Annotated in this window: 12 protein-coding genes; 5 read left to right on the top strand and 7 right to left on the bottom strand. The window is 71.0% G+C overall.

Annotated elements, in window-relative coordinates:
* The first annotated feature begins 109 nt into the window (after positions 1 to 109).
* Positions 110 to 1,348, top strand: coding sequence for a cytochrome P450 (locus tag GA0115254_RS35430; protein WP_093899363.1), 1,239 nt, complete (start codon positions 110 to 112; stop codon positions 1,346 to 1,348).
* A gap of 43 nt (positions 1,349 to 1,391) precedes the next feature.
* On the opposite strand, the gene GA0115254_RS35425 is transcribed toward GA0115254_RS35430, so the two are convergent.
* From GA0115254_RS35425 to GA0115254_RS35415, 3 genes are read right to left on the bottom strand one after another with little or no spacing between them, the layout of a single operon-like run.
* Positions 1,392 to 1,721 (bottom strand): hypothetical protein, encoded by a 330-nt coding sequence (locus GA0115254_RS35425; RefSeq protein ID WP_093899362.1) that lies wholly within the window; start codon positions 1,719 to 1,721, stop codon positions 1,392 to 1,394.
* A gap of 60 nt (positions 1,722 to 1,781) precedes the next feature.
* Complete coding sequence (locus GA0115254_RS35420; protein ID WP_093899361.1) at positions 1,782 to 3,416, bottom strand: ABC transporter permease; 1,635 nt, start codon at positions 3,414 to 3,416, stop codon at positions 1,782 to 1,784.
* The gene (locus tag GA0115254_RS35415; RefSeq protein ID WP_093899360.1) at positions 3,413 to 4,354 is read right to left on the bottom strand and encodes an ABC transporter ATP-binding protein; all 942 of its coding nucleotides are present in this window, start codon (positions 4,352 to 4,354) and stop codon (positions 3,413 to 3,415) included. Before GA0115254_RS35415 ends, GA0115254_RS35420 begins: the two co-directional genes overlap by 4 nt.
* A 101-nt stretch (positions 4,355 to 4,455) precedes the next feature.
* Here GA0115254_RS35415 and GA0115254_RS35410 point away from each other — a divergent pair, with 101 nt between their 5' ends.
* Positions 4,456 to 4,986, top strand: coding sequence for a GbsR/MarR family transcriptional regulator (locus tag GA0115254_RS35410; protein WP_093899359.1), 531 nt, complete (start codon positions 4,456 to 4,458; stop codon positions 4,984 to 4,986).
* Positions 4,987 to 5,161: 175 nt separating this feature from the next.
* On the opposite strand, the gene GA0115254_RS35405 is transcribed toward GA0115254_RS35410, so the two are convergent.
* Complete coding sequence (locus tag GA0115254_RS35405; RefSeq protein WP_093899358.1) at positions 5,162 to 6,019, bottom strand: diacylglycerol kinase family protein; 858 nt, start codon at positions 6,017 to 6,019, stop codon at positions 5,162 to 5,164.
* A gap of 186 nt (positions 6,020 to 6,205) precedes the next feature.
* Here GA0115254_RS35405 and GA0115254_RS35400 point away from each other — a divergent pair, with 186 nt between their 5' ends.
* Complete coding sequence (locus GA0115254_RS35400) at positions 6,206 to 7,489, top strand: adenylosuccinate synthase (protein ID WP_093899357.1); 1,284 nt, start codon at positions 6,206 to 6,208, stop codon at positions 7,487 to 7,489.
* 70 nt (positions 7,490 to 7,559) lie between these two features.
* On the opposite strand, the gene GA0115254_RS35395 is transcribed toward GA0115254_RS35400, so the two are convergent.
* Together GA0115254_RS35395 and GA0115254_RS35390 are read right to left on the bottom strand one after the other, a co-directional pair.
* A complete protein-coding gene (locus GA0115254_RS35395) occupies positions 7,560 to 7,817 on the bottom strand; it encodes a hypothetical protein (protein ID WP_093899356.1) in 258 nt (85 codons plus the stop codon).
* Entirely contained in the window at positions 7,798 to 8,619 is an 822-nt protein-coding gene (locus GA0115254_RS35390) for an SDR family oxidoreductase (RefSeq protein WP_093899355.1), read from the bottom strand. The genes GA0115254_RS35395 and GA0115254_RS35390 overlap by 20 nt, the downstream gene beginning before the upstream one ends.
* A 113-nt stretch (positions 8,620 to 8,732) precedes the next feature.
* Here GA0115254_RS35390 and GA0115254_RS35385 point away from each other — a divergent pair, with 113 nt between their 5' ends.
* Positions 8,733 to 9,326, top strand: a complete 594-nt coding sequence (locus tag GA0115254_RS35385; protein WP_176740418.1) for a TetR/AcrR family transcriptional regulator — start codon at positions 8,733 to 8,735, stop codon at positions 9,324 to 9,326.
* A gap of 327 nt (positions 9,327 to 9,653) precedes the next feature.
* A complete protein-coding gene (locus GA0115254_RS35380; RefSeq protein WP_093899354.1) occupies positions 9,654 to 10,541 on the top strand; it encodes a glycoside hydrolase family 19 protein in 888 nt (295 codons plus the stop codon).
* 118 nt (positions 10,542 to 10,659) lie between these two features.
* Here the strand turns inward: GA0115254_RS35380 and GA0115254_RS35375 are convergent, their stop codons facing one another.
* The gene (locus GA0115254_RS35375; RefSeq protein WP_176740430.1) at positions 10,660 to 12,138 is read right to left on the bottom strand and encodes a PucR family transcriptional regulator; all 1,479 of its coding nucleotides are present in this window, start codon (positions 12,136 to 12,138) and stop codon (positions 10,660 to 10,662) included.
* Positions 12,139 to 12,197 lie beyond the last annotated feature (59 nt).

Genomic DNA, 12,197 nt, shown 5'->3' with positions numbered 1-12,197 from the left:
AGTCCGGGGAGCTCGGGGTCGCTGGTCGGCGACGGGGGCCGGGGTGGGTGACCGACGGGGCCCGGGGGGTGGGTGGCCGACGGCCGTCGGGTCCGGTTAGCGTCCGTATATGCACCCGTCCTCACGTTCCGCGGCCGACGCCCCCTTCGCCCTCTTCGACCCTTGGTCCCCGGCGTTCGTCGCCGACCCGTACCCGGCCTACGCCGCGCTGCGAGCAGCCGGCCGGGTGCACTACTTCGAGCCGACCGACCAGTGGCTCGTCCCGCACCACTTTGATGTGTCCGCGCTGCTGCGCGACCGCCGCCTGGGCCGTACGTATCTGCACCGCTTCACCCACGAGGAGTTCGGCCGCACGCCGCCGCCCGCGGAGCACGAGCCCTTCCACACCCTCAACGGCCAGGGGCTCCTCGATCTGGAGGCCCCCGACCACACCCGGATCCGGCGCCTGGTCTCCAAGGCGTTCACTCCGCGTACGGTCGAGCAGCTCGTCCCGACCGTGCGGCGGCTGGCCGCCGGGCTGGTCGACTCGTTCGTCGAGGCGGGAGGCGGCGATCTGCTGACGGCCGTCGCCGAACCGCTGCCCGTGGCCGTCATCGCCGAGATGCTCGGCATCCCGGAGTCCGATCGTGCCCCGTTGCGGCCCTGGTCGGCGGCGATCTGCGGAATGTTTGAACTGAATCCGTCCGAGGACACCGCCCGTGCCGCCGTCCGCGCCTCGCTCGACTTCTCCGCGTATCTGCGCGAGCTGATCAAGGAGCGGCGCAAGAACCCCGGTACGGATCTGATCTCCGCGCTCATCGCCGCCCACGACGAGGGGGAGCGGCTGAGCGAGCAGGAGATGATCTCCACCTGTGTGCTGCTGCTCAACGCGGGCCACGAGGCGACCGTCAACACCACGGTGAATGGCTGGTGGACGCTGTTGCGCCACCCCGAGCAGCTGGCCGCGCTGCGCGCCGACCACGGGCTGCTGCCGACGGCGATCGAGGAACTGATGCGGTACGACACTCCGCTGCAGATGTTCGAGCGCTGGGTCCTCGACGACATCGAGATCGACGGCACAGTCATTCCGCGCGGCTCCGAGGTGGCCCTGCTCTTCGGCTCCGCCAACCGTGACCCGGCCCGCTTCCCGGCCCCGGACACCCTGGACCTGGCCCGCCGGGAGAACCCCCACATCACCTTCGGCGCCGGCATCCACTTCTGCCTGGGCGCCCCGCTGGCCCGGGTCGAACTGGCCGCGTCCTTCGGTGAGTTGCTGCGCCGCGCCCCGAACCTGCGACTGGTGGCCGAGCCGGAGTGGAACCCGGGTTATGTGATCAGGGGCCTGAAAGAACTGCGCGTCGAGCTGTGACGGGGTGAGGAGGGGGTGGGCCGGGCACGGCGCGGGCCGGGAGTCAGCACCCCGGCCCGCAGTTCAGCGGCGGTCCTTCCAGTACGTCGAACGCCACCCCGAAACCGGCAAGGGCCGTCAGGAGCGCCGCCGCCCCGAGTGCACGCCGCCACTTCCCCTGTACGAGGGCGAAGAGCGCGATCCCGGCCGCGATGCCGCCGAGAGTCATGACCGGCAGGCCGAGCAGGAGCACGTTCCACTCCGACTCGCCCTCGAAGCCGCCGAAGATCCCGCGCCGGCCGTAGGGGGCCCAGGCGAGCATTCCGGCGGCCCCGCCGGCGGCGGCGACCATGCATCCGGCGACCCCGCGGATGGCTTCGCGTCGGTTCTCCATGGTCAGGGGGACGCGGGTGCACCAGGGGGAGGTTGCACCCGGGGCGGCCCCGCCCTCGCGTCACGTCAGGACATCGCGTCGCCGCAACGCCGCCACCCCGGCCCCCACCAGCACCATCGCGGTCGCGGTGAGCGCCAGCACCGGGCCCCATTCCATCCCCGTGCTCCCCGGCAGCTTCGGCAGATGCGTGAACGGCGATACGTCCATCACCGGCTGCGGCAGATCGATGGCGGGCCCGATCCACCCCAGCGCCAGGCAGATCCCGGCCACGCCCCAGGACGCCACCGCCGCCTTCGGGAGCGCCCCGTACAGCAGGACCGCCACTGCGCCCAGCAGCCAGATCGCCGGCAGCTGCACCAGCGACGCACCCAGCACGGCCGGGAGTTCGTGGCCGTAGCCGACGGCCAGGCCGAGGCCACCGACCGCCATGATCAGGGCGGCGCCGCCGAAGGCGATGGCCAGATGACCGGCCGCCCACCCGATCCGGCTCACCCCGCCCGCCAGCACCGGTTCGGCGCGTCCGGCGGTCTCCTCGCCGTGCAGCCGCAGCACCGTCGCGACGATGTACAGCGCCGCGACCATCCCGAGCATCGAGACCATCGCCGCGAGGAACGCGTCGGTCAGCCCGGACTGTCCGCCCATCCGCTCGAAGATCTCCTGCGTCTTCGCGTTGTCGCCGACGAGATCAGCCGCCCCGCCGGTCAGCCCGCCGAAGACGACACCGACCGCGGCGAAGGACAGCATCCACCCGATCAGCGAACCGCGCTGGAGCCGCAGCGCAAGACCGAACGCCGTGGAGATCCGCCCCTGCGCGGGCCCGGGCCGGGTCGCCAGGAAGCTCATGCCGACATCGCGCCGCCCCGCCAGGGCGTACGCGAGGGCGGCCTGGACCGCGACGGCCGCCGCGATGACGAGCAGCACCCACCAGCGCTCGTCCGCGTACGCGCGCACGTTCTCCGCCCAGCCGATGGGGGAGAGCCAGGTCAGTACGGACGAGCCGTCGCCCGTCGCGGAGTCGCCCGCGGCCTTCAGTACGAACGCGGCACCGATCACCGCCGCCGTGAGTCCTTTCGCGAGCCGTGCGCTCTCGGTGAACTGTGCGGCGATCGCGGCGGTGCAGGCGAACAGCATGCCGATCCCGGCGATCGCCAGCGCGAGCGCCACCGCTCCGGCGCCGCCCCCGCCGGACCCGGCCATACCGGCCGTGATCATCAGCGCCAGCGCGGCGTTGGCGATCAGCGCGGCGAGGAGCGCGGCGGTCAGCGGGGCACGGCGGCCCACCATGGCGGAGGAGAGCATCTCCTGACGGCCGGTCTCCTCTTCCTCCCGGGTGTGCCGGATGACGACGATCAGGCTCATCACGGCCGCCAGCGCTCCGCCGAAGCCGACCATCCGCCAGCTGACGAGCCCGCCGACGGAGTCGTTGAAGACCGGTCCGTACAGCGCCCGGAGCGAGCTGTTGGCGTTCATCGACGCGGCGAGCTCGGCGCGCTGGGCGGCCGTTTCGTACAGCGAGGCGAAGGACTTCCCGACCGAGGAGAAGGAAGCGCCGAGCACGATCACCCAGATCGGCATCATGATCCGGTCGCGCCGCAGCGCGAGCCTCAGCAGGGGCCGGGTGCCGGCGAGCTGCCCGGTAGCGGACCCGGTCCGGCGTCCCGCGCCGGCCGGTGCGGTCATGGTCACGGCAGTCATCGCGCCGCCACCCCCACACCCTCGCCGCTCTCCGTCGTGCCGGTCGTGCCCGTCGCGTCGGTCGCGTAGTGACGCAGGAAGAGCTCCTCCAGCGTGGGCGGGGTGCTGGTCAGCGTCCGTACCCCCGATGCGCAGAGCGACTTGAGGACCGCGTCCAGCTTGTCCGTGTCGACCTGGAGCGTGACCCGCAGGCCCTGGACGTCGAGGTCATGGACGCCGGGCAGATGCGCGAGCCCGTCGGGGGCACCGGCCAGCTCGGCGCTGATGTTCGTACGGGTCAGATGGCGCATGTCCGCCAGCGAACCCGTCTCCACCGTCTGCCCCTGGCGGATGATGCTGACCCGGTCGCAGAGCGATTCGACCTCGCTGAGGATGTGGCTGGACAGCAGGATCGTCCGCCCGCGCGCACGCTCCTCGGCGACGCAGTCCTGGAAGACCTCCTCCATCAGCGGATCGAGACCGCTCGTCGGCTCGTCCAGGATCAGCAGATCGACATCGGAGGCGAACGCGGCGACGAGGGCGACCTTCTGCCGGTTTCCCTTGGAGTACGTGCGGCCCTTCTTCGTCGGGTCGAGCTCGAACCGTTCGACGAGGTCGGCGCGCCGGGTCCGGTCGAGGCCGCCGCGCAGCCGCCCGTACAGATCGATCACCTCGCCGCCGGAGAGGTTGCGCCACAGCGTGACGTCACCCGGGACGTACGCCACCCGTCGGTGGAGCTCGACCGCGTCGTTCCACGGGTCGCGGCCGAGCAGCTGGGCGGCGCCGGAGTCGGCCCGCAGCAGCCCCAGCAGCACCCGGATGGTGGTGGACTTCCCGGACCCGTTGGGCCCCAGGAAGCCGTGGACCTCACCGGTCTCGACCGTGAGGTCGAGGCCGTCCAGTGCGTGCGTCCGACCGAACGACTTGTGCAGCCCGGCCACCGTGATTGCCTTCGTCATGTTTTTGAAGCTACGCTACTTTCACAAATTTGTGAAGTTAAGGAAGCGTATAAAGTTGGGGCTGCGGCGGGGGCTTGGGAATCAGGGGAGACGATCGGGTCATGACCAGCGAAACCGAACAGAACATGGGCGACGGGCGTGACGCGGAAGCCGTGTCGCGGTTCGTGGAGCGGTTCGCGTCCGACATGAGCGAGGCGGGGATGCAGCGAATGGGGTCCCGCGTCTTCGCCGCGCTCCTCGCGGACGACGACGGCTCGATGACCTCCGCCGAGCTCGCCATGGCCTTGCGGATCAGCCCGGCGGCCGTGTCCGGCGCGGTCAATTACCTCACGCAGGTCGGCATGGTCGGCCGCGAACGCGACCCGGGCTCGCGCCGGGACCGCTACCGCGTGCACGACGAGGTCTGGTACACCACCTTCACCCAGCGCGACCGGGTGCTCACCCGCTGGGAGAACACCCTCAAGGACGGCGCCCGCACCCTGGGCGAGCACACCCCGGCCGGCGCCCGCCTCGCCGAAACAGTGGCGTTCTTCGAGTTCGTCCAGTCGGAGCTGGGCGGCATGATGGAACGCTGGCGCGAGCACCGCAAGACGCTCGACCTGCCGACGGCCGACGGCCGCAGCCACGCCTGACGGCCCCGCACGGCGCCCGTCACCGGCAGATCGAGTGCGACCGGCGTCGTCCCCACGGCCCCCGACCCAGGTAACCGCCGCTCCCGCGCCGGCGCCCGCTCCCGGTCTGTCCGCATCGTCCGGCATACCCCGCCCCTCACTCTTCCGCCCCGTGCCGGAGGCTCCCCGTCCGGGGCTATCCCTCGCCCACCGGCAACATCAGCCCCCAGGCCCCCGCCCGTACCGTCCAGGTCCTCGTCCGGACCGGGCCGCCGACCTGTATGTCCGCGCGGTAGCGGAAGTCCGCGCCCGAGACCGTGACGGCCTTCGCCTCCGCCGTGACCGGTTCGGACGCCGGAGTGCGGATCACCACCTCCGCGAGGCCCCCGTCGCCGCCCTGCGAGGTCACCGTCACCGACTCGACCGGGCGGTCCAGATCGTTCAGCAGGACGCCGTCCGCCTCGACCCGCAGCCGGTGTGTGCGCGGCGGGGCGGGGGGCGTCGCCGGGGTGGGGCGCACCAGGGTGCGGACCAGGGTGCGGCAGGTGTCCCAGACCGCCGTGACCCCCGTATGGGCGGCCACCGCGCCCGGTAGCGCGCCCAGGGCCGGGATGCGCAGCGCGCCCAGGACGACGCCGTCGCTGTCGTCGACCAGCAGGTCGAGCCTGCGCACGGCACCGTCCAGTGCGGTGCGCGCCGCCGCCACCGCGCCCAGGGGCACGCCGAGCGAATGGGCGAGTTCCAGCGCGGCCGCGGCGCCGACCGGAATCAGCGAGAGCGCGGCCTGGGCCGGCTCCCGCTCCCGGTGCAGGAGGGACACCGCCCGCCGCAGCGCCCGGTCGTCGCCGACCACCACCGGACGCCGACTGCCCCGGCGGGACAAGGCCCGGGCGAACTCCTCGGGCCCGTCGGGCAGGCAGATCTTGGCGTGCGAACCGGCGCTGAGCACGTCCTTCGCGATACGGACGGACTCGCCGTCGGTCCGGCGGGCTACCGGGTCGATGACCACCAGCAGCTGGTGCGCACCGTCGCCGGGGGGCTGGGCAGCCGACACCTCGGTCCTTCCTCGGGTAGCATCTTGGTGCAAGAGCCCCTTGCGCTATTGCGCCAGGGGCTTCGTCTATTCCGGGGCACCCGGTTCGACGGTTCAGGCCTTGTCGTACATCGTCGTACGGCATGTACGACGTTTACGTACGCCCCCTGACCTTGGACATGCCCCGCCCGGAAGGGGTGTACGCCTGTGCCCGCACTTGTGCTGCTCGGTGCTCAGTGGGGTGACGAGGGCAAGGGAAAGGCCACCGACCTCCTCGGTGGATCCGTGGACTATGTGGTGCGCTACCAAGGCGGCAACAATGCCGGCCACACGGTGGTCGTCGGTGACCAGAAGTACGCACTTCATCTCCTCCCCTCCGGAATCCTTTCGCCGGGGTGTACCCCGGTCATCGGAAACGGTGTCGTCGTCGACCCGGCCGTCCTGCTCTCCGAGCTGAGTGGGCTGAACGATCGCGGCGTGGACACGTCCAAGCTGCTGATCAGCGGTAATGCCCATTTGATCACCCCGTACAACGTCACGGTCGACAAGGTGACGGAACGGTTCCTCGGCAAGCGCAAGATCGGTACGACCGGCCGGGGTATCGGCCCGACGTACGCCGACAAGATCAACCGTGTGGGCATCCGCGTCCAGGACCTCTACGACGAGTCGATCCTGGAGCAGAAGGTCGAGGCGGCCCTGGAGCAGAAGAACCAGCTCCTCGCCAAGGTCTTCAACCGCCGCGCCATCGAGTCGGGCAAGATCGTCGAGGAGATGCTCCAGTACGCGGAGCAGATCAAGCCGTACGTCGCCGACACGACGCTGGTCCTGAACGATGCCATCGACGCGGGCAAGGTCGTCCTCTTCGAGGGCGGCCAGGGCACGCTGCTCGACGTCGACCACGGCACGTACCCCTTCGTCACCTCGTCGAACCCGACCGCGGGCGGCGCCTGCACCGGTGCCGGCGTGGGTCCGACGAAGATCAGCCGGGTCATCGGCATCCTCAAGGCGTACACCACCCGCGTCGGCGCCGGCCCGTTCCCGACGGAGCTGCTCGACGAGGACGGCGAGGCGCTGCGCCGGATCGGTGGGGAGCGCGGTGTCACCACCGGCCGCGACCGCCGCTGCGGCTGGTTCGACGCGGTGATCGCGCGGTACGCGACCCGGGTCAACGGTCTCACCGACTTCTTCCTCACCAAGCTGGACGTGCTGACCGGCTGGGAGCAGATCCCAGTGTGCGTCGCGTACGAGATCGACGGCAAGCGCGTCGAGGAGCTCCCGTACAGCCAGACCGACTTCCACCACGCGAAGCCGGTCTACGAGATGCTGCCGGGCTGGTCCGAGGACATCACGAAGGCCAAGACCTTCGCTGATCTGCCGAAGAACGCGCAGGCGTACGTGAAGGCGCTGGAGGAGATGTCCGGCGCCCCGATCTCCGCGATCGGTGTCGGCCCCGGCCGCACCGAGACCATCGAGATCAACTCCTTCCTGTAGGAGTTCCTGCAGGAGCGGCGAACGCGCCGAGAGGGCCGGGACGGTGAGTCCCGGCCCTCTCGGCGTCCGGTCAGTCCTTGCCGCAGATCCGCAGCCCCTTCGGGGTCGCGCACGGCAGATGCCCGTGCGTACGGATCACGTCCTGGCCGTTCCCCCGGCTCAGATCCGCGGCCCGGGTCGCCACGCACGAGCGGATCACCGCCGTCCTCGGTACGGCGCCGGGCTCCCGGCTGTGCTGCTGACGGCCGAATGCCGCGGCGCCGTGGACGACTTGGGCCTGCCCGGCCCGGTGGTGCGGTTCGGAGTGTTCAGCGGAAGGCCGCGGCATTGCGTTCGGCCCACGCGGCGAAGCTGCCCGCCGCCCGGCCCAGGACACGCTCGGCATCGGGGCTCACCCGCTGCTCCTCCTCGGTGGGTTCGCCCAGGATGGCCAGCGTGCCCTCGACCACGGGAAGCGGCATGAACCGCGCCATCAGCGCGTGGGCCTCCTTGCGGGTCTGCTCGGTGAACCGCACCGGTTCGCCCAGCGCGGCCGCGATCGCCGCCGCCCGCTCGCGCGGGGTGGTCGGCGCGGGACCGGTCAGGGTGTACGTGGCACCCGCGTGAGCGTCCTCGCGCAGGACGACGGCGGCGACCGCAGCCACATCGGCAGGGTCGACGAAGGGCAGACCGACGTCACCGAACGGTGCTGCGGCCTCCCGCCTGGTACGGATCGACTCGGCCCACGCGAGGACATTGGTGTCCATCCCGCCCGACCGCAGAACCGTCCAGTCGAGCCCGGACTCCCGTACGGCCGTCTCGAACAGAAGGGGATGCCGGTACGCCTCCGGACGGGTTCCCGCACCCTGCGAGGACAGCAGTACCACCTTGCGCACCCCGGCGGATTTCGCCACCTCGAGAATGCCGTGCGGGTCGTCGCCCGCCACCAGCAGGAACAGCGCCTCCGCCCCGTCGAACGCGCCCTGCAGACCGGCCGGCTCGGCCAGGTCGGCAGCCGTCGCCCGAACCCCCGGCGGCACATCGGCGTCGGTGATGTGCCGGGCCACGGCCGTCACCGGCACCCGGGCATCACTCAGCACCTGCACCAGCGCCCGCCCGACGTTCCCGGTCGCACCTGTCACCACGATCATGCCGGTCTCCCTCGTTGAGAATGAGTCGGTGAGTCGAGTTAGTTAGTCAACTCACTTACTTCGTTGACGGGACGCTAGCACAGTCGGACCGGTCGCTGTCTATAGTTAGTCGGGTGACTGACTCAGTGGATTCCCGGCGCCCTCGGGCGAAGGCCGCCGACAAGCGGCAGCGGCTGATGGCGGCCGCCGCCCGGGTCCTGCACGAGCAGGGCGTGGAGCGCACGACCATCGCGGACATCGCCCAGGCCGCCGACGTCCCGGCAGGCAACGTGTACTACTACTTCAAGACCAAGGGTGAGCTGGTCGAAGCTGCCCTCTCCGAACACACCAGGCACCTGGAAGCCCTCACCGGCCGCCTCGATCAGCTCACCGATCCGCGCGAACGCCTGAAGGGCCTCGTGGATGCGTGGGTCGGGCAGCGCGACACCGCGGCCCGCTACGGCTGTCCCACCGGCACCCTCGCCGTCGAACTCGACAAGCGTGCCGAGGGAGGTCTCGACCTGTCGGTCGGTCAGGTCATCCGCCGTCTGCTGGACTGGGTGGAGCGGCAGTTCCGTGAGATGGGGGTGGCCGACCCCGAGGGTCTCTCGCTGACGTTCGTCGGCGCCTACCAGGGCATGTCGCTGCTCTCCAGTGCTCTGCGCGATCCGGAGATCATGACCCGCGAGGGCGCCCGCCTCGTCCGCTGGCTCGACACCCTGACCTGACGCGGGTGGCCGGGCCCGGGTGCCGCCGGCCGCTGACCGGCCGACCGGTCCGACGTTTCGCATGCTGGACGGGCCCGAAGGTTTTACCTTCGGGCCCGCCCGGCATGCGGCGCGTGATCCGGATGAACTCCGTCCGGAATTCCTCCTGTTGAGAGCGGGTCCGGCGGCGCGAATGTGCTGCGGGCCCGCCCGCGAACGCTCTTTCGGGAAGGTTTCCCGATGTTGGTCTAGACCTTGACAGGTTCAGACCAGCGGCGCTTGAGTGACCGTCACCCCCCATGGCGGCGCACCGTCCAGCTCGGTGCGCCGCACCGAAGGAGTGATCACGTGATCAGACGCATCATGGGCCTGCTGGCCGCGCTGGGCGCGGTCGTCGCGATGGTCGTCGTTCTCCCTGCCACCACCGCCGCGGCAGCCGACTGCGCGGCACCCTGGAATTCCTCGTCCGTCTACACCGGCGGTGGATCGGCCTCCTACAACGGGCACAACTGGACCGCCAAGTGGTGGACCCAGAACGAGACCCCCGGCAGCTCCGACGTCTGGGCGGACCAGGGCAGTTGCGGCGGTGGCGGCGGAACGGACCCGGGCACCCCGTCCGGCTTCGTCGTCAGCGAGGCGCAGTTCAACCAGATGTTCCCGAACCGGAATCCGTTCTACACGTACAGCGGACTGACTGCGGCGCTGAGCGCCTACCCGGGCTTCGCGAACACCGGCAGCGACACCGTCAAGCGCCAGGAGGCGGCGGCGTTCCTCGCCAACGTCAGCCACGAGACGGGCGGTCTGGTGTACGTCGTCGAGCAGAACACGGCCAACTACCCGCACTACTGCGACAGCAGCCGGCCCTACGGCTGCCCGGCCGGCCAGTCCGCGTACTACGGCCGCGGCCCGATACAGCTCAGCTGGAACTTCAACTACAAGGCCGCCGGTGACGCTCTCGGCATCGATCTGCTGGGCAACCCGTACCTGGTCGAGCAGAACGCCTCGGTCGCCTGGAAGACCGGCCTCTGGTACTGGAACACCCAGAACGGCCCCGGCACCATGACCGCCCACAACGCCATGGTGAACGGTGCCGGATTCGGCGAGACCATCCGCTCGATCAACGGTTCCCTGGAGTGCAACGGCGGCAACCCCGCCCAGGTCCAGAGCCGTATCGACCGCTACCGGGCATTCGTATCGATCCTCGGTACCACCCCCGGCTCCAACCTGAGCTGCTGACCCGCAGCCCGTATATCCGCAATCCGTGGATCCGCGGTGTGCGGATCTGCAGACTGCGCATCCCCTCACCCGACGAGGGGCGTGCCCGGCCCCGGCCGGTCACGCCCCCCGTCTCGGTTCACCGGGCGGCGTCCGCTCCCGCTACGTCCAGGGCCCGGAAGGCCAGCCACAGGTCATAACGAGCACTCGGTGTCTGCAGCAACGAGCGCTGAAGAATCGACTCGAGCCGCGCGAGACGCTTACGGGCCCCCGGTACCGAAATCCCCAACGTGGCCGCCGTCGGGCCAAGTCGGGCCTCGCACTCCAGCCAGGTACGGAGCGTCGCCCGCGGGTCGGCGGCGGTCAGGGAAGAGCGGGACGCGGTGAGCGGGCGCAGCTGCTGGGCCGCCCATTCCTGGACGGCCGGGCCGCGCAGGATGTCGTCCAGCCGGCGGGGCGACGCAGGTGTTGCCCCGGCCGGGCCGACTGTCCTGAGCACGGTGGGCGTGGCGCGGATGCGCAGGGCCAGGTCGAGGGCGGCCTGGTCGGCGACCCGGTTCAGGTCGAGGCCGAGCAGCTTGCCGATCAGCCGGAGCCGTGCGGCCAGCGTGTTCCGGTGGATCTTCAGATGCTGGGTCGCGTGCGAGGAGAACGCGAGCCAGGAGGAGAGGGTTGCCGCGAGCTCCTGGCTGCCCGGGTCATGGCTGCGCCGCGGGAGATGCGTGAGCAACGGGTTCAGCAGCGCATCCGCCCACTGCGCGCCGCTCGCACCGGCGACCAGGGCGGCCTCCGGCGCCGAGCCGAAGCGGGCATGCCGGGCGGGCAGCCCGCGGGCCACGGCCAGGGCATGGAACGCCTGGCGGTATCCGGTCGCCGTGTCGGACAGCGGTACGTCCTCGCTCACCCCCACGACACACTCGTCCACCACGTCGGCGACCCGGAGACCGAGCTGCTGTTCGGCCACGTCCGGGCCCGCCGGCACGACGAGGATCAGATGGCGTGCGTACACCGGACACCGCACGATCCAGGACCGGCCGCCGGAGAGTTCCGCGCAGATCCGTGCCACCTCGTCCCGGCGCCCGCCCGGGCACTCCACGACGCACACCCGGACGGGGTCGGGCAGCGTGGGCTTCAGCGCACCCGCCACCTGACGCGCGATGGACAGCTGGCCGGTCATGAGCAGATGCAGCACCGCTTCCCGGCTGCGGGACTCCGCGAGGTCCACGCGGCGGCGCCTGCGCTCCACGGTCTCCGCGGCCCAGCACATGGCGAGAGGCAACACCACATCGGAGAGAAGCGTGACGAGTCCGTCCGGCAGCGGGCGCGGGGCGACGACGGCCAGGAACGGGGGAGAGACGTTCGGCGGGCCGTCGAGCGGGAAAAGCAACGCGGTGTGCGGCCCCTTGTCGAACGAGAAGGAGTGCGCGTCGAGTGACGCCAGTTCCCTGACGCCCTCGGTGGCCAGCGCGGCGGCCTCGACGCCCGTACGGTCCGCGGTCCGGGTCACGCAGTGCAGAACGGTGCCGTCACCGTCGAGCAGTCCGGCCCAGCCCTCCGCCCGGCCGGACACCCAGCGCAGAAGCTCCTGCGATCCGCCGGATCGGGCCAGCCGGTGCATCCGCAGTACGTCGTCGGCCCGTTCCCGCGCGTGCACGCATCCTCCGCTTCTGTGTTCCT

It is taken from the genome of Streptomyces sp. Ncost-T10-10d (assembly GCF_900091955.1).
Classification (GTDB): Bacteria; Actinomycetota; Actinomycetes; order Streptomycetales; family Streptomycetaceae; genus Streptomyces.
This window is presented reverse-complemented; position numbering and strand designations above follow the sequence as displayed.